At 70.2% G+C, this 20,583-nt stretch carries 21 protein-coding genes; 11 read left to right on the top strand and 10 right to left on the bottom strand.

The annotated features are described in order from the left end of the window. Positions 1-152: 152 nt before the first annotated feature. On the top strand, positions 153-515 hold the full coding sequence (locus AB0I69_RS02810; RefSeq protein WP_266865717.1) for a DUF1304 domain-containing protein: 363 nt from the start codon (positions 153-155) through the stop codon (positions 513-515). Beyond that, positions 512-1,075 carry a TetR/AcrR family transcriptional regulator gene (locus AB0I69_RS02805; RefSeq protein WP_363093693.1) on the top strand — a complete coding sequence of 188 codons (564 nt, stop codon included), beginning with the start codon at positions 512-514 and terminating at the stop codon, positions 1,073-1,075. Before AB0I69_RS02810 ends, AB0I69_RS02805 begins: the two co-directional genes overlap by 4 nt. A gap of 7 nt (positions 1,076-1,082) precedes the next feature. On the opposite strand, the gene AB0I69_RS02800 is transcribed toward AB0I69_RS02805, so the two are convergent. Further along, entirely contained in the window at positions 1,083-1,910 is an 828-nt protein-coding gene (locus AB0I69_RS02800; RefSeq protein WP_363093692.1) for a hypothetical protein, read from the bottom strand. A gap of 57 nt (positions 1,911-1,967) precedes the next feature. After that, on the bottom strand, positions 1,968-2,915 hold the full coding sequence (locus tag AB0I69_RS02795) for a helix-turn-helix domain-containing protein (protein WP_363093691.1): 948 nt from the start codon (positions 2,913-2,915) through the stop codon (positions 1,968-1,970). Positions 2,916-2,986: 71 nt separating this feature from the next. Here AB0I69_RS02795 and AB0I69_RS02790 point away from each other — a divergent pair, with 71 nt between their 5' ends. Next, positions 2,987-3,937 (top strand): NADP-dependent oxidoreductase, encoded by a 951-nt coding sequence (locus AB0I69_RS02790; protein WP_363093690.1) that lies wholly within the window; start codon positions 2,987-2,989, stop codon positions 3,935-3,937. Between the two features lie 13 nt (positions 3,938-3,950). Here the strand turns inward: AB0I69_RS02790 and AB0I69_RS02785 are convergent, their stop codons facing one another. Together AB0I69_RS02785 and AB0I69_RS02780 are read right to left on the bottom strand one after the other, a co-directional pair. Continuing rightward, positions 3,951-5,057 (bottom strand): NAD(P)-dependent alcohol dehydrogenase, encoded by a 1,107-nt coding sequence (locus AB0I69_RS02785; protein ID WP_363093689.1) that lies wholly within the window; start codon positions 5,055-5,057, stop codon positions 3,951-3,953. A gap of 69 nt (positions 5,058-5,126) precedes the next feature. Further along, on the bottom strand, positions 5,127-6,581 hold the full coding sequence (locus AB0I69_RS02780) for an aldehyde dehydrogenase family protein (protein WP_363093688.1): 1,455 nt from the start codon (positions 6,579-6,581) through the stop codon (positions 5,127-5,129). Between the two features lie 127 nt (positions 6,582-6,708). Between AB0I69_RS02780 and AB0I69_RS02775 the strand changes: the two genes are divergently transcribed. Then, positions 6,709-7,146 carry a MarR family transcriptional regulator gene (locus AB0I69_RS02775; RefSeq protein WP_363094157.1) on the top strand — a complete coding sequence of 146 codons (438 nt, stop codon included), beginning with the start codon at positions 6,709-6,711 and terminating at the stop codon, positions 7,144-7,146. Between the two features lie 178 nt (positions 7,147-7,324). After that, positions 7,325-7,705: an anti-sigma factor antagonist gene (locus AB0I69_RS02770; RefSeq protein WP_363093687.1), complete on the top strand. Its 381-nt coding sequence runs from the start codon at positions 7,325-7,327 to the stop codon at positions 7,703-7,705. 47 nt (positions 7,706-7,752) lie between these two features. On the opposite strand, the gene tuf is transcribed toward AB0I69_RS02770, so the two are convergent. Together tuf and AB0I69_RS02760 are read right to left on the bottom strand one after the other, a co-directional pair. Beyond that, entirely contained in the window at positions 7,753-8,946 is a 1,194-nt protein-coding gene (gene tuf, locus AB0I69_RS02765) for an elongation factor Tu (RefSeq protein ID WP_363093686.1), read from the bottom strand. A gap of 55 nt (positions 8,947-9,001) precedes the next feature. After that, positions 9,002-9,955 carry a ribose-phosphate diphosphokinase gene (locus tag AB0I69_RS02760; RefSeq protein WP_363093685.1) on the bottom strand — a complete coding sequence of 318 codons (954 nt, stop codon included), beginning with the start codon at positions 9,953-9,955 and terminating at the stop codon, positions 9,002-9,004. A gap of 198 nt (positions 9,956-10,153) precedes the next feature. Here AB0I69_RS02760 and otr(A) point away from each other — a divergent pair, with 198 nt between their 5' ends. The 4 genes from otr(A) (at position 10,154) to AB0I69_RS02740 (ending at position 14,977) form a co-directional block, all read left to right on the top strand. Beyond that, the gene (otr(A), locus tag AB0I69_RS02755) at positions 10,154-12,016 is read left to right on the top strand and encodes a tetracycline resistance ribosomal protection protein Otr(A) (protein WP_363093684.1); all 1,863 of its coding nucleotides are present in this window, start codon (positions 10,154-10,156) and stop codon (positions 12,014-12,016) included. Positions 12,017-12,270: 254 nt separating this feature from the next. Further along, positions 12,271-12,933, top strand: coding sequence for a DUF4230 domain-containing protein (locus tag AB0I69_RS02750; RefSeq protein WP_363093683.1), 663 nt, complete (start codon positions 12,271-12,273; stop codon positions 12,931-12,933). Positions 12,934-12,973: 40 nt separating this feature from the next. Further along, on the top strand, positions 12,974-13,582 hold the full coding sequence (locus tag AB0I69_RS02745; RefSeq protein WP_363093682.1) for a VanZ family protein: 609 nt from the start codon (positions 12,974-12,976) through the stop codon (positions 13,580-13,582). A gap of 153 nt (positions 13,583-13,735) precedes the next feature. Then, positions 13,736-14,977 (top strand): family 16 glycosylhydrolase, encoded by a 1,242-nt coding sequence (locus tag AB0I69_RS02740; protein WP_363093681.1) that lies wholly within the window; start codon positions 13,736-13,738, stop codon positions 14,975-14,977. Positions 14,978-15,003: 26 nt separating this feature from the next. On the opposite strand, the gene AB0I69_RS02735 is transcribed toward AB0I69_RS02740, so the two are convergent. Then, positions 15,004-15,240, bottom strand: a complete 237-nt coding sequence (locus tag AB0I69_RS02735; RefSeq protein ID WP_363093680.1) for a hypothetical protein — start codon at positions 15,238-15,240, stop codon at positions 15,004-15,006. An 80-nt stretch (positions 15,241-15,320) separates the two neighbouring features. Between AB0I69_RS02735 and AB0I69_RS02730 the strand changes: the two genes are divergently transcribed. Beyond that, entirely contained in the window at positions 15,321-16,343 is a 1,023-nt protein-coding gene (locus AB0I69_RS02730; RefSeq protein ID WP_363093679.1) for a PHP domain-containing protein, read from the top strand. 264 nt (positions 16,344-16,607) lie between these two features. Then, a complete protein-coding gene (locus AB0I69_RS02725; protein ID WP_363093678.1) occupies positions 16,608-17,570 on the top strand; it encodes an SDR family NAD(P)-dependent oxidoreductase in 963 nt (320 codons plus the stop codon). Between the two features lie 14 nt (positions 17,571-17,584). Here AB0I69_RS02725 and AB0I69_RS02720 read toward each other — a convergent pair whose 3' ends face one another. Genes AB0I69_RS02720 through AB0I69_RS02710 form a run of 3 tightly spaced genes read right to left on the bottom strand, consistent with a single transcriptional unit; the run spans position 17,585 to position 20,579 of the window. Next, on the bottom strand, positions 17,585-18,235 hold the full coding sequence (locus tag AB0I69_RS02720) for a M15 family metallopeptidase (protein WP_363093677.1): 651 nt from the start codon (positions 18,233-18,235) through the stop codon (positions 17,585-17,587). Between the two features lie 29 nt (positions 18,236-18,264). After that, positions 18,265-19,554: an ROK family transcriptional regulator gene (locus AB0I69_RS02715; protein ID WP_363093676.1), complete on the bottom strand. Its 1,290-nt coding sequence runs from the start codon at positions 19,552-19,554 to the stop codon at positions 18,265-18,267. A gap of 59 nt (positions 19,555-19,613) precedes the next feature. Beyond that, positions 19,614-20,579, bottom strand: a complete 966-nt coding sequence (locus AB0I69_RS02710) for an aminoglycoside phosphotransferase family protein (protein ID WP_363093675.1) — start codon at positions 20,577-20,579, stop codon at positions 19,614-19,616. Positions 20,580-20,583 lie beyond the last annotated feature (4 nt).

Raw genomic sequence — 20,583 nt, 5'->3', positions numbered from 1 at the left:
GCCGCACGGGAGCTTATCGGGTTTGAACCGTAAAAGATCAACCTCAAGGCGGTGCGGAAGTGAGGGTTCCGTCACTCTCCGGAAAGTCTGAACATGGACATGTGTCCAGTTATAGTAGACACCTGTCCAAGACGATGAGGAGTCCGACGATCATGGAAACGCTCGCGAACGTGCTGGTGGGGCTGGTGGCCGCGCTGCATCTGTACATCCTGGTGCTGGAGATGTTCCTGTGGGAGAAGAAGCCCGGGCGCGGCCTGCACGGCTTCGACCCCGAGATGGCAAGAGCCACCGCACCGTTGGCCGCCAACCAGGGCCTCTACAACGGCTTCCTCGCCGCAGGTCTGATCTGGGGCCTGATCGCCGCCGACCCGACCGGCTTCCGCGCCCAGGTGTTCTTCCTGAGCTGTGTCGTGATCGCGGGCGTCTACGGCACGGTGACGGCGAACCGGCGCATCCTGTTCGCGCAGGCACTGCCCGGCGCGGTGGCCCTGGCCGCCGTCCTGATCGCCCGGTGAGCCGCGCCGAGCCCGAGGACCGGCGGGCCGCCCGCACCCGGGCACGGCTGCGCCAGGCGCTCCTCGACGAGTGCACCGAACGCCCTCTGGAGGAGGTCGGCGTCGCCGCCCTGGCACGCCGGGCCGGGGTCGGCCGGGCCACGTTCTACGTCCACTACGACGGCCTGGAAGCGCTTGCGGTCGACGCCTGCGCGGACGTCGTACGGGACGCGGTGGAGGCACTGCACGCGTGGCGCGGCCGGCCCGACCCGGTGCACGCGCCGCCCGCGCTGCCGGAGTTCTTCGCGGGCCTGCTCCCCCACGCGGCCCTGTACCGCGCCCTGTTGAGCCCGGGCGGTGGCGGTCCGCTCGGCCGGGTCCTGCACCGGGACCTGCGCGCCTACAGCCTCCGCGAGCGCGAACTCGCGGGCGCGGCGGACGCCCCGCTGGTCGCCTCGGCCGTCGCCGGGGCCTTCGGCGGTGTTCTCGCCGACTGGCTGCACGGGCTGTTGGAGGGCACGGCGGAGGAAATCGCCGACCAGGTATGGCAGTTGCTGGTCGCGCTGCACATGAGCCGGTGACGGCGGCTCACTGACAGGCCTGGCCGTGCTTCACCGACGGCCACGCCTCCACGCCGTTCGGCGTGCGGACGTAGGCCTTCGACGCGTCGGCCGTGAGCCACAACTGCCAGTCCTGGTACCGGTATCCGGTGTCGCGAGCGGTCGCGGGCATCCGGACGTCACCGTCGTAGGGGGCGGTGAGCAGCTCGGGCGGGAGCACCTGGTCCGGGTCGCGGGCGTACAGCCTGCCCTTCTCACCTTCGCCGGTCTGCAGGAAGTGCGCCTTCTGCCAGTCGCAGTGCGCGGCACCGACCGAGCTGCTCAGCACCGTGGTCGGCACCCGCTTCCCGTGCTTGTCGGTCCAGATCTCGTATCCGTGCGCCTTGGTGAAGCTCGCCGGGAGTTCGGCCGGGTCGCAGGAGGCGCTGGTCTCCGGGCCCCAACCCGGCCTGTTCTTACGGTCCTTGGCGACGACGACGGCGACCTTCGTACGGCCGCCGACATCGTAGGAGAACAGGACGCGACCGTCCGCCCTGCGCTCGACGCGGTAGCCCGTGCGCGGCACATCCGGCTGCTCCATGTCGAAGTACGCCCGCAGTCCGCCCTCGGGGGTCTTGCCGCCGTCGCCCTTGCTCCATGCGTCGGCGCCGCCGCCCGAGTACATCGTCCCGTCGCACTCCAGCGCCCGGCCTGCGGCACCCGACTCGTCGGAGGCGGTGGCCGGTACGTACAGCGGTCCGGCGTAGGGCGTGGCCGGCGGTGTGCCCGCGACCACGGCGTCCTTCCCGTCCTCGGTGCCGCACCCCGCCGCCGCCACGGCCACCAGTACGGCGACCCCTGCGAGTCCTCTGCGCATGCCCTACCCCCTCGCGTCGTGTTCCTACGACGCACGGGCGGGCCGAAACGTTGGGGTTCAGCGGGTTTCCTGGAACGTACGCCGGTACGTCTGCGGGGAGACCCCGATCGCCGCGTGCAGGTGCTGCCGCAGGGACGCGCCCGTCGCGAAGCCGACGCGGCCGGCGATCTGGTCGACCGACAGGTCGCTGGCCTCCAGGAGGTCCCGGGCGCGGGCGACCCGCTGCTGGATCAGCCAGCGGCCGGGGCTGAGGCCCACCTCGTCGTTGAAGCGGCGGGCGAAGGTGCGCAGGCTCATCCCGGCGTGCCGGGCCAGGTCGGTCAGGGCGAGGGGCTCGTCGAGGCGGGTCAGGGCCCAGTCACGGGTGGCGGCCGTACTGGTGACCCCGCAGTCCGGCACCGGCTGCGGAATGTACTGGGCCTGGCCGCCGTCGCGGAACGGCGGGACGACGCAGCTGCGGGCGACCTTGTTGGCGAGTTCGCTGCCGTGGTCCGTGCGCACGATGTGCAGGCAGATGTCGACTCCGGAGGCCGCGCCGGCGGAGGTGAGGATCCGGCCGTCGTGGACGAAGAGCACGTCCGGGTCGAGGTCGACCTGCGGGTACAGGGCCCGGAAGCGGTCGACGACCTGCCAGTGGGTGGTGGCTCGGCGGCCGTCGAGGAGACCGGCGGCGGCGAGCACGAAGGCGGCCGTGCAGATCGAGACGATCCGTGCGTCCGGGCGGATCCGGGCGAGGGCGTCGCCGATCTCGGTGGGCAGCCCGGTGGGGATACGCGGGGTCGCCATGGAGGCGACCACGACCGTGTCCGCCGTTTCGAGGATCTCGGGACCGTGCTCCACCGCGACCGAGAAGTCGGCGTTGGTCTGCACCGGACGGCCGTCGACCGTGCAGGTCAGCACCTCGTAGCGACCGTCGGCGGCGCCGAAGATACGGCTGGGGATGCCCAGCTCGAAGGGGTAGACGCCGTCGAGCGCCAGGACCACGACCCGTTCCACATGCTGCATGGCACGATTCTATCGAAGGTTGGCCATCGTGCCATTTCCTTGTCGTGCGGGACCGGGCAGGCTGACTGACCATGAGCACTGTGAACACCATGCGCGTCCTCACCCAGCACGTCCTCGGCGGTCCCGAGGTCCTCGAAGTAGTCGAGGTCGAGCGCCCCGCGCCGCGCGCCAACGAGATCCTGGTCCGGGTCCACGCCGCCGGACTCAACCCCACCGACTGGAAGCACCGCGCCACCGGCGGCTTCCTCGGCGAGCCGCCGTTCACCCTCGGCTGGGACGTCTCCGGCGTCGTCGAGGCCGTCGGCGTCGGTGTCGCCCGTTTCGCACCCGGCGACGAGGTCTTCGGGATGCTGTCCTACCCGTGGGGCCACGGCTCGCACGCCGAGTACGTCGCCGCCCCGGCCCGCGGCTTCGTCCACAAGCCGGCGGGGATCGACCACGTCCAGGCGGGCGCACTGCCCCTGGTCTCGCTGACCGCGTGGCAGGCGCTGGTGGAGAACGCCGAAGTCCAGCCCGGGCAGCGGGTGTTGATCCACGCGGCGGCCGGCGGGGTCGGGCATGTGGCCGTCCAGATCGCGAAGGCGCGGGGCGCGTACGTGATCGGCACGGCGAGCGCGGCCAAGCACGACTTCCTGCGCGAGCTCGGCGTAGACGAGGCGATCGACTACCGGGAGACCGACTTCACCGAGGCCGTGAAGGACGTGGACGTCGTCCTGGACATGCTCGGCGGCGAGACCGCGCTCAAGTCGCTGCGGGTGCTGCGTCCGGGCGGGGTCGTGGTCTCCATCGTGCCGATGGGCAAGCCGGACTTCTACGAGGAGGCCGAGCGGCTGGGCGTACGGGCGGTCCGGATGCTCGTCGACGCCGACCGCGCCGACATGGAGGCCATCGCGGAGCTCGTCGAGGCGGGCAAGCTGCGCGCGACGATCGCCGGGACGTTCCCGCTGGCCGGTGCCGCCGAGGCACACGCGCTCGGCGCCACCGGCCGCACCGCGGGCAAGCTGGTGCTGACGGTCGACTGAGTAACCGAGTAGGTCAGAAGGTGAGCACGGGCTTGATCGCCTTGCCCGCGCTCATGTCCCGCACCGCCTGGTCGATGTCCGCGAACGGATAGGTACTGATCAGGCGGTGCAGCGGAAGCCGCCCCGCCTTGACCAGTTCCACGAGCGCGGGGATGAAGCTCTGCGTCTCGCTGTCGCCGAGGGTGAGGCCCACGATCCGCTTCCCCGGGATCAACCCGTTGACGTCCAGGGCGACTTCACTGCCGAACGGCGGCGCCCCCACGACGACGAGTGTGCCCCGGGCGGCCAGCGCGTCGGCGCCCTGACGGAGGACCGCGACACTGCCGGTGGTCTCGACGATGCCGTCGGCGCCCTGCCCGTCGGTCAGCGCCGCGAGGGTCTCGCCGAGGTCGGCCTCGGTCGCGTTTACGGTATGGGTGGCGCCCAACTCCTTTGCCAGGGAGAGCCGTTCGGCGACCCGGTCGACGGCGATGATCCGGGTGGCCGGGGTGAGCGCGGCCGCCATCACCGCCGACAGGCCCACCGCTCCGGCACCGAGCACCACGACCGTGTCACCGAGCCGGGGCTTGAGTACGTTCCAGACGGCGCCGACACCGGTCTGCACTCCGCAGCCCAACGGGGCGATCGACTCCAGCGGCACGTCCGGGTCGACCTTGACCAGGCTGCGTTCGTCGACCAACGCCCTTTCGGCGAACGAGGACTGGCCGAAGAAGTGCCCGCCGAGCGGCTCCCCGCCCCGGCTGATGGTGCTGCTGCCGTCGGCACGGCGACCGCCGATGAGGTTCAGCGGCAGCCAGGTCGCGCAGTAGGCGGGGTGCCCGCCCTGGCAGTTGCGGCAGTCGCCGCAGGACGTGAAGGACAGGACGACATGGTCGCCGGGTGCGACACCGGTGACGGCCGAGCCGACCTCCTCGACGACACCGGCGCCCTCGTGACCGAGGACTCCGGGCAGCGGGAAGGGCAGTCCGCCGCTCGCCACTCCGAGGTCGGTGTGGCACAGGCCTGTTGCGACGACCCGGACGAGTGCCTCGTGCGGGCCGGGCTCGGCCAGCTCGACCTCGGTGAGGGTGAAGGGTGCGCCGCCCGACTCGACGACGGCCGCGCGCGTGGTGGTGGACATCGTACGAACTCCTTGGTGGGCGTGGTCAGTTGAGCCGAGGGGCGTGGTCATTCGAGTTGATGGGCATGGTCAGTCGAGCGAGACGACGACGGACTTGGTCCGGGTGTAGGCGGCGAGGCCCTCGGGGCCGTACTCGCGGCCGAAGCCGGAGTCCTTGACGCCGCCGAAGGGGACGTTGGGGTCGAGCATCGCCCAGTCGTTGATCCAGACGATGCCCGCCTGGAGCCGGTCGGCGATGCGGTGGGCGCGGCCGAGGTTGCCGGTCTGGATGCCCGAAGCCAGGCCGTAGGGCGTGGAGTTGGCGAGGTCGACGGCCTCGTCCTCGGTGTCGAAGGGCTGCACGGTGAGGACCGGGCCGAAGATCTCCTCCTGGATCACCCGCGAGTCGTTGGCGAGGTCGGCGATGACGGTCGGCTTGTAGTAGTAGCCGCCGTCCAGGTCGAGGCGTTCGCCGCCGCAGACGATGCGGGCGCCCTCCTTGCGGGCTAGGTCGACGTACTCCTCGACCTTTCGCAGGTGCCTCTCCCCCGCCATCGGGCCCACGACGGTCTCGGGGAGCCGGGGGTCGCCGAGCGGTACGCCGGGGACGGCGTCGGCGAGGATGCCGAGCAGGGTGCTGTACACCGAGCGGGCGACCAGCAGGCGGGGGCCGCCCATGCAGAACTGGCCGGTGTTGAAGACGAATCCCTTGATGACCGCGCCGACGGCCTTCTCCAGGTCGGCGTCCTCGAAGACGATGTGGGCCGCGTTGCCACCGAGTTCCATGGTCACGGGCTTGAGGTTCTCGCCGGCGACGCTCGCGGCGTGCCGGCCGACGGCGGTGGAGCCGGTGAAGGCGATCTTGTCGACGCCGGTGTGCCGCAGCAGAGCCTCGCCTGCGACGGGTCCGGCACCGGTGACGACGTTGACGACACCGTCCGGGACTCCGGCCCGCTGGAGCAGCCCGGCCATGTGGAGGGCGCTGAGCGGGGTCTCGTCGGCGGGCTTGTGGACCACGGTGTTGCCGGCCGCGAGGGCGGGGGCGAGTTTCGAACCGGCCAGGATCAGGGGGAAGTTGAAGGGGGTGATCGCGGCGACCACGCCGAGCGGCTCGCGCTTCGTGTAGGCGAGCGCGTTGAGGGGGGTGTCGCGGGTCGAGCCGTCGAGGGAGAAGGCGAGGGCGGCGTAGTGCTCGTAGTCGTTGGCCGCGTTGGTCACGTCGACGGCGTGGCACAAAGTGATGGGCTTGCCTACGTCGAGGCTCTCCAACTGGGCCAGTTCGTCGGCGTTCTCGCGGATCAGCTCGGCGACGCGGTGCAGGATCCGGCCGCGCTCGCGCCCGCTCAGCCCGGACCAGCGACCACTGTCGAATGCCTCGCGGGCGGCGCGGACGGCCGCGTCCACATCGGCGGGGCCTGCCTCCGCGACCGTCGTGACGACCCGGCCCCGGGACGGGTCGACCACCTCGGTGCGCGCTCCGTCCGCGGCCTCGCGCCACTGCCCCCCGACGAACAGGCGGCCGGGTTCGATCTCGAAGGCGGTCATCGCCACTCCTCAGCATCGTTGCCAAGATTTCAACCAACAGGATTCCTGTTGGTTGCTCGTCTGGTCCGCAGTCTCGTTACAGACAGGTTTCCTGTCAATGCTCTAGGGTGAATCCATGGCTGAATCCCTGATCGGCACCCACGCGACGAAGGCACCCCCGTCCCTGCTGTACATGGTCAAGCAGGTGGAGCTGGTCGTCCGCTCACGCCTGGACGAGCTGGTCAGGCCGTACGGGATCACCGCACTCCAGTACACCGCGCTCACGGTCCTGGAGCGACACGACGGTCTGTCCGCGGCGCAGCTGGCCCGCGACTCCTTCGTCACCGCGCAGTCCATCGCCGATCTCGTGCGCTCCCTGGAGGGCCGCGGACTGATCCGCCGGGAGCGCAATCCGCGTAACCGGCGCGAGCTGCTGATCCTGCTGACCGAGGAGGGGCGCGAGCTGCTGGCCGGCTGCGCCGAGCCGGTGCGGGAGCTGGAGGAGCGAATGGTGCGCGAGCTCACAGCCCACCAGAGCGAGCAGTTCCGTCAGGCACTTTCCAAGGCCTGGCACGCGCTGTCGTAGGCCGGGGCGTGCGCCGGGGCGTGATTGCGCCGAACATCTCAGAAAGCTCTCGCTCGATTCGAAGACATATGTCAATCGAACATGCTCAAATTCACTCCATCGAGGGTAACTTGCAGGGCGGGGAACGGTTTTGCGCTCAACCCCGCTTCACCGAGGGCCGGTTGGAGGCGATGTGGTCGTGCAGCAGGAACCCGCGCCGCTCACCCGGCATCTGAGGATCCACCGCGACCGTGGGTTCACGGTCCTGGAGTTCCGCGGGGAGATCGACATCGCCGCGGCGATGGAGATCCTCCCGTATCTGGACCGGGTGACAGGGCGGCCCCGGTCGCGGATCGTGATCGACCTCCGGCAGGTCGAGTTCTTCGACTGCTCGGGCCTGCGCCTGCTGTACCGGGCACGGCAGCGGGTGCTGGACCGGGACGGCCGGCTGCACCTCGTCTGCACGCACCCGCTGACCCTGCGCATCCTGCGGGTCACCGGGCTCAACCGGCTGCTGCCGGCGCAGCCGACGCTGGACGCGGCCCTGGGGCAGCCCGAGGCCACGTCCGGCACGTTATGAGCCGCGAACTCTGCCGTGCTCTTCCATGATCTCCCGTGCGGGCAGGGCTACTTGAGGATCTTGGTGACCTGACCGGCCCCGACCGTCCGCCCGCCCTCGCGGATCGCGAACTTCAACCCCTCCTCCATCGCGATGGGTTGGATCAGCGCGACGTGCATGGTCGTGTTGTCGCCCGGCATGACCATCTCGGTGCCCTTCGGCAGGGTCACCACGCCGGTCACGTCCGTCGTGCGGAAGTAGAACTGCGGGCGGTAGTTGTGGAAGAAGGGCGTGTGCCGGCCGCCCTCGTCCTTGGACAGGATGTACGCGCGGGCCTCGAACTCCACGTGCGGTGTGACCGATCCGGGCTTGATGACCACCTGCCCGCGCTCCACGTCCTCCCGCTTCACGCCCCGCAGCAGCAGTCCGACGTTCTCACCGGCCCGGCCCTCGTCGAGGAGCTTGCGGAACATCTCGATGCCGGTGACGGTCGTCCTGGTCTTCTGCTCGTGGATGCCGATGATCTCCACCTCGTTGTTGACCTTCAGCACCCCGCGCTCGATCCGGCCGGTGACGACCGTGCCGCGGCCGGTGATGGTGAAGACGTCCTCGATCGGCAGCAGGAACGGCCGGTCCACGTCCCGTACCGGCTCGGGCACGAACTCGTCGACGGCGGCGAGGAGTTCGAGCACCGAGGAGGTCCACGCGGGGTCCCCTTCGAGGGCCCGGAGCGCGGACACCTTGACCACCGGGAGGTCGTCGCCGGGGAACTCGTACTCGGTGAGCAGTTCCCGCACCTCCAGCTCGACCAGTTCCAGGATCTCCTCGTCGTCGACCATGTCCGTCTTGTTCAGGGCGACGACGATGTACGGCACCCCGACCTGCCGGGCCAGCAGCACGTGTTCCTTGGTCTGCGGCATGGGTCCGTCGGTGGCCGCGACGACCAGGATCGCGCCGTCCATCTGGGCGGCGCCGGTGATCATGTTCTTGATGTAGTCGGCGTGCCCGGGGCAGTCGACGTGCGCGTAGTGCCGGTGTTCGGTCTGGTACTCGACATGGGCGATCGAGATCGTGATGCCGCGCTGCCGTTCCTCGGGCGCCTTGTCGATCTGGTCGAACGGCGTGAAGGGGTTGAGGTCGGGGAACCGGTCGTGCAGCACCTTCGTGATGGCCGCTGTGAGGGTGGTCTTGCCGTGGTCGATGTGACCGATGGTGCCGACGTTCACATGGGGTTTGGTCCGCTCGAACTTCGCCTTCGCCACGGCGAGTCCTCCTGATCACCTCGGTGCTGCCGAGCGTTGCTCCGTCCCCTCATGTCTATTCGTTCGGCGGCGCGTCGAACAGGGCGCTGACGGACTCGCCGTTGTGAATGCGGCGTACGGCCTCGGCGAGCGCCGGGGCGATGGACAGGATGCGCAGCTTCTCGGTGCGCTCCTCCTCGGGCACCGGCACCGTGTTGGTGCAGACGATCTCCAGTACGTCGGGCTGCTCGCCGATCCGCTTGAGCGCGCCCGCCGCGAACAGGCCGTGGGTGCAGGCCACTCGGATCGAGCGCGGCCCCAAGTCCCGCAGCCGGTCCAGGAGTTCGAGCACGGTGCTGCCCTTGGCGATCTCGTCGTCCAGGACGATGACGTCCCGGTCGGCGATGTCACCGATGACGGAGCTGATGACGACCCGGTCGTCGGCGTACCGCTGCTTGGCGCCGGCGGCCACCTGGGCGCCGATCAGCCGGGCGAACGCGGCGGCCTCCTTGGCGTTGCCGAGGTCCGGGGACACGACGGTGGTGCGCGAGAGGTCGTACTGCCGGAAGTGCGCGGCGAGTTCGCGCAGGGCGTGCAGATGGTCGACCGGCACCGAGAAGAAGCCGTGCACCTGGGGCGAGTGCAGGGTCATGGCCAGGACGCGGCTCGCGCCCGCCGCCACCATCAGGTCGGCGACCAGCCGTCCGCCCAGCGAGATGCGCGGGGCGTCCTTCTTGTCGGAGCGGGCGTAGGAGTAGTGCGGCATGACGACGGTGATCCGCCCGGCGGAGGCACCGCGCGCCGCGTCGCACATCAACAGCAGCTCCACCAGGTTCTCTTGAACCGGTTTGACCAGCGGCTGGATCAGAAAGACGTCCCGTTCCCGGCAGTTGGCCTGGAGCTGTACCTCCAGGCAGTCGTTGGCGAACCGGCTGACGCGGGTGGGGCTGAGCGGTACTCCGAGATGTGCGCAGACCTCCTTCGCCAACTCGGGGTGGGCATTCCCGCTGAACACGGCGATGTCTCGCACGATCTGCTGCTCCTCGCATGATCATTCCCGGCCGTGGTTCATGCTACTGACCAGGAAAACCTGTTGCGGGCCGCCCAGCGCGGCACGCCATGATGGCCGCGTCCGTGCCCTCTCACGTCAGGAACCCTCGCATGCGCCGACTCCTCGGAATCCACCGCCCTTCCCACTGGACGACGGTTCTTGAGGACTCGACCACGCATGCACACCCTGAACATCGGAATTCTGGCCCACGTCGACGCCGGTAAGACCAGCCTCACAGAGCGGCTGCTGTTCGACCACGGCGCGATCGACCGGCTCGGCAGCGTCGACGCCGGTGACACCCGTACGGACGACGGCGCGATCGAGCGGCAGCGCGGGATCACCATCCGCTCGGCCGTCGCCGCGTTCACATCCGGTGACACCCAGGTCAACCTGATCGACACTCCGGGCCACTCGGACTTCATCGCGGAGGTCGAGCGCGCCCTGGAGGTGCTCGACGGCGCGGTCCTGCTGCTCTCCGCAGTGGAGGGCGTCCAGGCGCAGACCAGGGTCCTGATGCGGACGCTGCGGCGGCTACGGCTCCCCACGCTCGTCTTCGTCAACAAGATCGACCGAGCGGGCGCTTGCGACGAGGACCTGGTCGCGGACATCCGGCGCAGGCTGACCCCGCACGTCGTACCGCTCACGGACGTGACGGGCCTCGGCACGCGTGGAGCTCGCGTCCTGCCCCGCCCACCCGGCGACCCGCGGCTGGCCGAGGCACTCGCCGAGGTCGACCCCGACATCCTCGCGGCCGTCGTGGACGGTCCCCACCCCACGCCGGACGACCTGCGCAAGGCCCTGGCCACCCGCACCGCCGACGGCTCCCTCCACCCGCTCCTCTTCGGCTCGGCCCTCGGCGGCCAGGGCGTCACCGAACTCGTCGAGCACCTGGTCCGACTGATCCCACCCGCACCCACCGGCCCGCCCGGCACCCCGAGGGGCACGGTCTTCGCCGTACGCCCCGGCCCGGGCCGCGAACGGACGGCGTATCTGCGGCTCTACGACGGTGAGGTGGCCCCGCACCAGCGCCTCACGTTCCGCCGCCGCGAGGCGGACGGCCGAACCGTCGAGGTCTCCGGACGCGTCACGCGTCTCGACGTGATCGGCCACCCCGGCCCGCTCACCGCCGGGAACATCGGTGCGCTGACCGGCCCGAAGGACATCCGGGTCGGCGACCGGCTCGGTGAACTCACCGAGCGGGCACCGCAGTTCGCGCCGCCGACGCTGGAGACGGTCGTACGGGCGCGGCGGCCCGAGCAGGCGGCGGGGCTGCGCTCAGCCCTGCTCACGCTGGCCGACCAGGACCCTTTGCTGCACGCGCGGCCTGCCGCGTCCGGGGCGACCGTGCTGCTCCTGTACGGCGAGGTCCAGAAGGAGGTTCTCGCGGCAACTCTGGTGCAGGACTTCGGAATTGAGGCCGACTTCGAGCCGAGCCGGGTGCGGTTCCTGGAGCGCCCGGCCGGAACCGGCGAGGCCTGGGACGAGTTTCCCTGGCACGACCGCGTCCGCTACTGGGCCACGATCGGGCTGCGCGTCGAGCCGGGAGAGCGCGGCTCCGGTGGGATCTTCGCGTACGAGACCGAACTCGGCGCGCTCCCCCGCGCGTTCCACCAGGCCACCGAGGACACGGTCCACGCGACCCTGCTGAGCGGGCTGCACGACGCACCCGTGACGGACTACCGGGTCACCCTCACCCGCTCCGGGTACGCGGCCCCGATCAGCACGGCCGCCGACTTCCGCGGCCTCACCCCGATCGTGCTGCGCCGGGCGCTGCGGCTGGCGCGGACGCGGCTGTACGAGCCGTACGTCGCGTTCGAGACGGAGGTCCCGCTGGACGCGCTCGCACCGGTGACCGCGCATCTCGCCTCCTGTCGTGCCGAGTTCGCGGGGACGACCGGCGGCATCGGCACCTGGCTGATCACCGGCGAGCTGCCCGCGCGTCGGGTGCGGGACGTGGAAACGGCTCTGCCGGGGCTCACGCACGGGGAGGGGATGTGGTGGTCGCGCCCGTCCGGTGACCGCGAACTGCGGTCGCGCTGAAGGGTGTTCGGGGCATCCGTGGCCAGTGTCACGACACGGAGCGGACCGTGCTCCGGAAAGGTCACGGGACGCATCGGGCGGAGCGTCCGGGAAATGCTGTCTGCGGTCATCCAGGACTCCTGGCGGGCCGGAACAGTGACTTTTCACCCCTGCGCGCCCTCCGTGCCCCCGTCAGATGGACCGATCGACCAACAGGTCTGTCTGACAAGGCATTTGGGGGGCATGCGCATACCGAGGAAGGGAGGGCCGTCCCCATGACGACTTCCATCAGCCGTATACCCCGGCGCATGCCGGGCTGGGCGAAGGTGCTCACCGCCGTCGTCGTTGTGATCGCCGTGCTGTTCGCCGGGCTCCGGCTCGCCGTGCTCCCGGGGCTGCGGGACATCTTCGGCACCGAGACCCATGACCGTTCGGGGCCCGCCCTGCTCAAGTCCATTCAGGACATGAGCCGTTACGACGCGGCCTCCGGCAACTTCCAGGTCGTCGTGGACCTGGAGAAGGACTCCAAATTCCTGCCCCAGGCGATCCGCGGCACCCGCACGCTGTACGTCGGCGCGGGCACCGTGGAGGGCTATGTCGACCTCGGCAAGCTCGGCAAGCAGGACGTGACGGTCAACAGCGACCGCACGTCGGCAAGCATCAAGCTGCCGCACGCGACGCTCGGCAGGCCGGCGCTGGACCCGGACCACTCCTACACGGTCTCCAAGCAGCGCGGCCTGTTGGACCGCCTGGGCGACATCTTCTCCGACAACCCCAACAACGAGCAGGCCGTGCAGAAGCTCGCCTCCAAGCACATCGCGGAGGCGGCGAAGACCAGCGGCCTGACCACGCGTGCCGAGACCAACACCACCAACATGCTCAAGGGTCTCCTCGGCTCGCTCGGCTTCAAGACCGTGAACATCTCGTACAGCGCCTGACCGGTCGCTGCCGAACCCTGGAAAACTGGAGGCCCACCGCATGGCCCGTTCCGTCTCGCGCCTGCGCACCGCCAAGAAGACGGAGGCCGAGTCGAAGCCGACCCGCCCCGAACGCGGACGCCATCAACTGTCCCTCCCCGTCCGCCTGTTCGCGATGCTGATCGGCTTCCTGCTGATGGTGGCCTTCGCCGTCGTACTGGCCAGGCTCACCCTGGAACCGTCCCCCGCGTCCAAGGCGCTCGTGCACACCAATCTGCACCCGGGCCGCTCCCTGAAGGCCTATCTCGACCAGCCGGCCATGCGGGACGCCATCAAGCAGATCGGCGGGAACGTGGTGCTCGGCATCCCGTTCGGGGTGCTGGTGCCCGTATTCGCGCCACGGGCGCGCGGCATCCTGAAGGTGCTGCTGCTGACCGCGACCGTCATGCTCCTGGTCGAGTTCGCGCAGGGCGCGTTGATCACCGGGCGGGCCTTCGACATCGACGACGTCATCCTCAACACCTCGGGCGCGCTGATCGGTTGGGTCCTGCTGGGGCGCCGGCTCGGCCGGGCGGTGCACGCGCGGAAGCCCGTTGCGAAGCCCGCCGCGAAGGCAGCAAGGACATCAAAGGCAGCGAAGGCGTCCAAAGCGCCGAAGGCCACTTCGTAACGATCAACTACTGGCCCGTAACTTTCAACTACTGGTCCGTACCAAGGTATTGACGCTCTCCTTATCTCACTCCTTAAATCAAGAGGCGACGCTTTCACCCCCCACCTCAGTCGGCGTGTCGGTCCCCACGTCCGCCGTACAGAAGGGAATGCCGTGGCCTCCCCACGCGTACTCCGCAGATGTCTTTTCGCCGCCCTGTCCGCCGCACTGGTCGCGTCCGCCGCGATCGGTCCGGCGCAGGCGGACTCCTCGTCGGCCGCCCAGGCCGACGCCACCACGTTCTCCGACACCTTCGACGGGGCCGCCGGCAGTGCCGTCAACTCCTCGAACTGGACGCTGGAGACGGGCGACAACGTCAACAACCACGAGCGCGAGTACTACACGTCCGGCACCAACAACGCGGCCCTGGACGGCCAGGGCCATCTGGTGATCACGGCCAAGAAGGAGAACCCGGCCAACTACCAGTGCTGGTACGGCACTTGTCAGTACACGTCGGCCCGGATGAACACCTCCGGGAAGTTCAGCGCGCAGTACGGGCATGTCGAGGCCCGGATGAAGATCCCGCGCGGGCAGGGCATGTGGCCGGCGTTCTGGATGCTCGGCACCGACATCGGGTCGGTCGGCTGGCCCAACTCGGGTGAGATCGACGTCATGGAGAACGTCGGCTTCGAGCCCTCCACGATCCACGGCACCATCCACGGCCCCGGCTACTCCGGCGCCAACGGGATAGGCGCCGGCTACACGCTGGCGAACGGCGCGGCCTTCGCGGACGCCTTCCACACCTTCGCCGTCGACTGGGCGCCCAACTCCATCAAGTGGTCGGTCGACGGTGTCGTCTACGAGACGCGCACACCCGCCGACGTGGGCAGCAACACCTGGGCGTTCAACAAGCCGTTCTTCCTGATCCTCAACCTGGCCGTCGGCGGCGACTGGCCCGGCGACCCGAACAGTGCCACGGCCTTCCCGGCCCAACTGGTGGTGGACTCGGTGTCGGTGACCACGAGCAACACGGCCACCGGGGTGGCGATCAAGGGCCTGGCCGGCAAGTGCGTCGACGTCAACGGGGCGAGCTCCGCCAACGGGACCGCCGTCCAGCTCTACGACTGCAACGGCTCGACCGCCCAGCAGTGGACCGTGGGCTCCGACGGCACGATCCGCGCGCTCGGCAAGTGCCTGGACGTGAACGCCGGCGGCACCGCGGACGGCACCAAGGTCCAGCTCTACGACTGCAACGGCAGCGCCGCCCAGCAGTGGGCCGTCAGTTCGGCGAACGACATCGTCAACCCACAGGCCAACAAGTGCCTGGACGTCACCGGCAACAACTCCGCCAACGGCACCCCGCTCCAGATCTGGACCTGCTCGGGCGCCGCCAACCAGAAGTGGACGGTCGGCTGACCTCGTAGATCCCTGTTGTTCAGGGCCTAGTGCGGCATCCAGGTGAGTTTGTCCCCGCCGACCCAGCGGACCACGTCCGGGTCGTCCAGGTCACGCACCGTGATGCCGCACACGGCCGCGACCTCCAGGACGTCGGTGAGGGTTCTGGCCTCGCAGACCATCTCCCCGTCGATCTCCACGATGCGGAACGGCGGAGTGCCGGGCTGCACCTTGAGCACCATGATCCGCGGGTGTGAGATGTGCGGGCTGGCGATTTCGGTCATGCAATAGAGCCTAGAACGCATCAGGCGGACGCGAGTGGTCCACGGTCCCCGGCCGGGAGCCGCTCGCGGGAGGAGGCTCGATGGATCCCGTGCAGGCACTGGACCGGATCGCCTTCCTGCTGGAACGCTCCCTGGCCCCGACGTATCGCGTACGCGCCTTCCGTACGGCGGCCAGGGTCCTGGCGGCGCTCCCCGAAGGCGAGGTCGCCGAGCGCGCGGCGGCCGGGACGCTGGAGTCCCTCAAGGGCGTCGGCCCGAAGACCGCGCAGGTGGCACGCGAGGCCCTGGACGGGCAGGTCCCCACCTATCTGGAGCAACTGGAGGCCGAGGCCCCCGCCCCGTCCGGCCCCGGCGGCGAGAAGCTGCGGGCACTGCTGCGCGGCGACTGCCACCTCCACTCCGACTGGTCCGACGGCGGCAGCCCGATCGAGGAGATGGGCCGTACGGCGGCCCGGCTCGGCCACGAGTGGGCGGTGCTGACCGACCACTCGCCCCGGCTGACCGTGGCCCGCGGCCTGTCCCCGGAGCGGCTGCGCGAGCAGCTGGACGTCGTGGCGGCGCTGAACGAGACCTGGGCGCCCTTCCGGCTGCTCACCGGCATCGAGTGCGACATCCTCGACGACGGCTCCCTGGACCAGGAACCGGAGCTCCTCGATCGGCTCGACGTGGTCGTGGTCTCCGTGCACTCGAAGCTGCGCATGGACGCCCGCGCCATGACCCGCCGCATGGTGGCCGCCGTACGGAATCCGCACGCGGACATCCTCGGGCACTGCACCGGGCGGCTGCTGATCGGGCGGGACGGGGGTGCCGCGCGGCCGGAGTCGGAGTTCGACGCGGACGAGGTGTTCGCCGCGTGTGCCGAGTCGGGTACGGCGGTGGAGATCAACAGCCGTCCGGAGCGGCTGGACCCGCCGAGGCGGCTGCTGCGGAAGGCCGTCGAAGCCGGGGTGCTGTTCTCGATCGACACCGACGCGCACGCGCCCGGCCAGCTCGACTGGCAGATCAACGGCTGTGCGCGGGCGGAGGAGTGCGGGGTGCCCGCCGAACGGGTGGTGACGACCTGGCCTGCGACCTCACTACTGGACTGGACCAATGGCAAGTGATGCACATCACCGCTCACGGCGGCCCGCACAGGAACACTCGCAGGTAGTTCCCCGTTGAACAGATCGTGGGTGCGGAGGGAACAGTGTCCCCGGGCCTCAACCTCCGCCCACAGGGAAGATCGTTCGGCTGAAGCCCTGTGGAGCCTTTCGCCGCGAGGCGACCGCCTTCCGTGCCCACCACTTGGCCGCCCCGGCCGTGATTCCCCCGTCACGGTCGGGGCTTCTCCTTGACTTCGAGCGCACTTCAATTCGTAGCGTTCCGGTATGACCACTGCACAGCACAAGATCGGTTCCGGATTCGGTGCGAAGAGCACCGCCGACGACGTCCTGAAGGGCATCGACCTCGCCGGAAAGCTCGCCGTCGTCACCGGCGGCTATTCGGGTATCGGCCTGGAGACCACCCGTGCGCTCACCAAGGCGGGGGCTCGGGTCGTCGTCCCCGCCCGCCGTCCCGACACCGCGCGCGAGGCCGTGGCCGGCCTCGACGGTGTCGAGCTGGACGAGTTGGACCTCGGCGACCTGGAGAGCGTGCGCGGCTTCGCCGACCGTTTCCTCGCCTCCGGCCGCACCGTGGACTTCGTGATCGACAGCGCCGGCATCATGGCCTGCCCGGAGACCCGGGTCGGGCCCGGCTGGGAGGCGCAGTTCGCCACCAACCACCTCGGCCACTTCGCCCTCGTCAACCGGCTGTGGCCGGCGATCGCACCGGGCGGCGCGCGGGTGGTCTCGGTGTCCTCGGGCGCCCACCACAACTCCGGGATCCGCTGGGACGACATCCAGTGGAGCCACGGATACGACAAGTGGGAGGCCTACGGGCAGGCGAAGACCGCGAACATCCTGTTCGCCGTCCACCTCGACAAGCTGGGCGCCGACCACGGCGTACGGGCCTTCGCGCTCCACCCGGGTGGCATCCTCACACCACTCCAACGCCATCTGGCCACACAGGAGATGGTGGAGCGCGGCTGGATCGACGAGGACGGCAACCTGCTGAATCCGGACGCCTTCAAGACCCCGGAGCAGGGCGCGGCCACCCAGGTCTGGGCCGCGACCTCGCCCCAGCTGGACGGCCTTGGCGGCGTCTACCTGGAAGACTGCGACATCGCCGAACCCGCCCCCGCAGACGGCGAGCGCACCGGCGTCAAGTCCTGGGCGACCGACCCCGAGCAGGCGGCCCGCCTCTGGAAGCTGTCCGCCGATCTAACCGGTGTGAACGCGTTTGCCGGATAGAACCAGGTACAGCCTCACGAGGGGTCGAGGTCCTTCGGTCCGTAGAGGGCGGCGGGCGCACCGCTCATCAGCGCCCAGTAGCGGTCCCCGTACGACCAATGCCACCACTCCGTCGGGTAGTTGACCAGACCAACCTCGCCGAGCGCCTTGCCCAGCACGGCGCGGTGGGTCCTGGCCTCGGCGGTGATGTTGTCGGCGCCGGTGTAACAAGCCCCGTCGCTCTGCTCGGGGTTGGCGTTCATCGCGGTGCCCATGTCGAGTTCGCGGCCGTCGGCGTCGGCGAGGGTCAGGTCGACGGCCGCACCGGCGGAGTGCGGGGCGATCTCGGGCGGCGACACATAGCGGCTGGCGGCGGACCGGACGCGATCGGCGGACCAGTCCGGGTTGGCGGCGCGCAGTTCGTCGCCGTAGCCCTCGAAGTAGCTGCGTTGGAGGGCCGGCGGCCGGTAGCCCTCGACGAACAGCAGGCGCAGGCCGTCGGGCAGCAGGGCTTCCGCTTCCAGGAGCCGGTCCAACACGCCCTGGCGCAGGTGGAGTTCAGCGCCGCTGTCGTTCTTGCGGTCGTCGACCAGCAGTACGTCGCTCACGTCGACGAGGGGTTCCCCGCACTCCTCGACAGGGATGGCGGCGACCCGGGCGTCGGACATCAGGATGATCTCGCTCATGGGGTGATCATCCCCAACTGCCCGTCGCCTCAGTGCGGGGCGCGTTCCTCAAGTGCCGTGCGCCAGGCGGGCGGTGGGCCCTCGGGTTCGGGTTCGGCCCTGCGGCCGCCGCGGGCGAAGAAGTCGGCGAGCGGGAGGATCGCGGCGCCGACCGTGACCGCGTCGGGGCCGAGGAGGCCTAGGTCGATGGTCACGCGGCCGGCGGGGTGGCGCAGCGCGTACGCGGTGGCGTGATGGCGTACGGCGGGCAGGAAGCGGGAGCCCAGCTGGAGTCCGGCCCAGCCGCCGATGAGGATGCGCTCGGGCTGGAAGAGGTTGATCAGGTCGGAGAGGCCGGCGCCGAGGTACTCGGCGGTCTCCTCCAGGACGGCGAGCGCGACGGGGTCGGGCTCGGTGCCCTCCGGCGGGTAGGCGGCGGCCAGCAGCGCGGTCATCGCCGTCTCCTCGTCCGTGCCCTCGGGCGGACGGCCGCCCTGCTCGCGCCAGCGTTCGAGCAGGGACTCGGCGCCCGCGTACGCCTCCAGGCAGCCGAGGGCTCCGCAACGGCAGCGGCGCCCCCTGACCCGTACGGTCAGATGCCCCCACTCGACGGCCCGGCCGTGCTCCACCTCGGGGGTGACGAGGCAGGCTCCGACGCCGGAGCCGAAGAGGACGACGATCGCGTTGCGCGCACCGCGACCGCCACCGAACCACATCTCGGCCTGGCCGAGGGTCTTGGCGCCGTTGTCGATGAAGTACGGGACGGAGTCGGGGAGTTGAGAGGTGGAGCGGAGCAGTTCTTCGAGGGGGACCGCGTCCCAGCCGATCGTCTGGCCGTGTACCACCGCGCCGTGGTCCGGGGTGTGTTCGACGATGCCGGGCACGCCTATGCCGACGCCGAGGAGCTGTTCGGGCACGATGTCGGCGGCGGCGAGGACCTCGGCCATGCCCTCGCGGATGTGGCCGACGATGACCTCGACCTCGTACCGCTGCTGCTCCAACGGGCGTTCGGCGCGGGCGAGTTCGGTGAGGGTCAGGTCGAACAGCTCGACGCGGACCCGGGTCTCGCCGACGTCGACGCCGATCATGTGGCCGCTGTGCGGGGCGACTCGCAGCAGGGTGCGAGGGCGACCGCCGTCGGAGTCGACACTGCCGGCCTCCTCGACCAGGCCGTCGGCGACGAGGTCCGCGACGACGTTGCTCACCGAGCCGGAGCTCAGTCCGGTCGCCGGACCGAGTTCGAAGCGGCTCAGGGGCCCGTCGAAGTAGAGCCGTTGCAGTACGGCCGTGCGGTTGGCCCGCCTGAGGTCGCGTACCGTGCGCCCGTTCCGCCCCGCCATGTGGATCCCTCCGAACCCTCTTAATTCACGCCCTGAACTAAGGGGCTGCGGAATGCACACTACGTGGTGGAGGCCGTCCCGTCGATCTCTCCCAGGGCAGCGAGCAGCTCGGGGCCGACCTTCTCCCGCCGCCAGCGGTTCTCTTCTGCGCCGAACTCCCTGGGGACCGCCTCGGCGAGCATGATCAGGTAGAGGTAGCTGCGGTAGAGGGCGTAACGGAGGCGGGCCGACCGGTCGAACTCGGCCCGCCCGCCGGCTTCCCGGTAGCCCGCGAGGAACGCGTCGTCCGTCCTGATGTCGCCCAGCAGCGCCACGGACACGAAGTCGGCGAGGGGGTCGCCCCAGAACATGCGCTCGCCGTCGATGAGCCCGCCGATACGGGGCGTGCCGGTCGTGCGGTCGACCAGGATGTTGCCCCACCACAGGTCGAAGTGGACGGCGCAGGGGACGGTGACCTCGTCCAGGGCGGCGTACGCCGACCGGGCCGTGCGAGCGATGTCGGCGGCGGGGAGCGGCAGCCAGGCCCCGTAGCGGCGGGCGTCGTCGAGGACGGCGTCGTACATCGTGGTGAACGCGGTCCGCCAGTCGGAGGCGAGCGGGCCGAGGGCGCCGGAGGGGTAGCCGAAGCCGGGGCCGGTGATCTCGTGCAGCCGGGCGAGTTGACGGCCCAACTCCGTGCGCAGGGCGCCCACTTCGGTGTCCGTGAGGGGGTCGCCCCAGGGTTCGCCCGGGCAGAGGGTCATCAGGAGGGTGTCGCCGTCGAGGACCACGACGCGCGGCGCCGCCATCCCGGCCTTGGCGGCGGCGCCGTAGAAGTCGGCCTCGGAGATGAGCAGTTGGCGCTCGTGGGCCAGGCCGGGGGCGGTGGGCGCGGTTTTCAGCACGTAGCGGCTGCCGTCGGTGAGGGTGAGTTCCTCGACGGTGTTGTAGGTGCCGCCGCCGAGGGGGCGGAGGTGGGCGAGGTCGCCGGGTGGGATGCCCGCCGAGCCGAGTGTCCGCCGGGCCCGCTCCAAGGAGTCCGTCACCGTG

The organism is Streptomyces sp. NPDC050508, assembly GCF_040655155.1.
GTDB lineage: Bacteria > Actinomycetota > Actinomycetes > Streptomycetales > Streptomycetaceae > Streptomyces.
Note: the sequence above shows the minus strand (reverse complement) of the source record. Positions and strands in the feature narration are given on the sequence as shown.

What these genes read in the sequence shown, in the direction of transcription:
- AB0I69_RS02785 (WP_363093689.1), bottom strand. Translation starts at nt 5,057, where the DNA reads ATGTCCACCACCACGCGCGCGGCCGTCGTCGAGTCGGGCGGCGCACCC.
- AB0I69_RS02810 (WP_266865717.1), top strand. Translation starts at nt 153, where the DNA reads ATGGAAACGCTCGCGAACGTGCTGGTGGGGCTGGTGGCCGCGCTGCAT.
- AB0I69_RS02800 (WP_363093692.1), bottom strand. Translation starts at nt 1,910, where the DNA reads ATGCGCAGAGGACTCGCAGGGGTCGCCGTACTGGTGGCCGTGGCGGCG.
- AB0I69_RS02745 (WP_363093682.1), top strand. Translation starts at nt 12,974, where the DNA reads ATGGCCCGTTCCGTCTCGCGCCTGCGCACCGCCAAGAAGACGGAGGCC.
- AB0I69_RS02735 (WP_363093680.1), bottom strand. Translation starts at nt 15,240, where the DNA reads ATGACCGAAATCGCCAGCCCGCACATCTCACACCCGCGGATCATGGTG.
- AB0I69_RS02795 (WP_363093691.1), bottom strand. Translation starts at nt 2,915, where the DNA reads ATGCAGCATGTGGAACGGGTCGTGGTCCTGGCGCTCGACGGCGTCTAC.
- AB0I69_RS02790 (WP_363093690.1), top strand. Translation starts at nt 2,987, where the DNA reads ATGAGCACTGTGAACACCATGCGCGTCCTCACCCAGCACGTCCTCGGC.
- AB0I69_RS02730 (WP_363093679.1), top strand. Translation starts at nt 15,321, where the DNA reads ATGGATCCCGTGCAGGCACTGGACCGGATCGCCTTCCTGCTGGAACGC.
- AB0I69_RS02720 (WP_363093677.1), bottom strand. Translation starts at nt 18,235, where the DNA reads ATGAGCGAGATCATCCTGATGTCCGACGCCCGGGTCGCCGCCATCCCT.
- AB0I69_RS02715 (WP_363093676.1), bottom strand. Translation starts at nt 19,554, where the DNA reads ATGGCGGGGCGGAACGGGCGCACGGTACGCGACCTCAGGCGGGCCAAC.
- AB0I69_RS02725 (WP_363093678.1), top strand. Translation starts at nt 16,608, where the DNA reads ATGACCACTGCACAGCACAAGATCGGTTCCGGATTCGGTGCGAAGAGC.
- AB0I69_RS02750 (WP_363093683.1), top strand. Translation starts at nt 12,271, where the DNA reads ATGACGACTTCCATCAGCCGTATACCCCGGCGCATGCCGGGCTGGGCG.
- AB0I69_RS02780 (WP_363093688.1), bottom strand. Translation starts at nt 6,581, where the DNA reads ATGACCGCCTTCGAGATCGAACCCGGCCGCCTGTTCGTCGGGGGGCAG.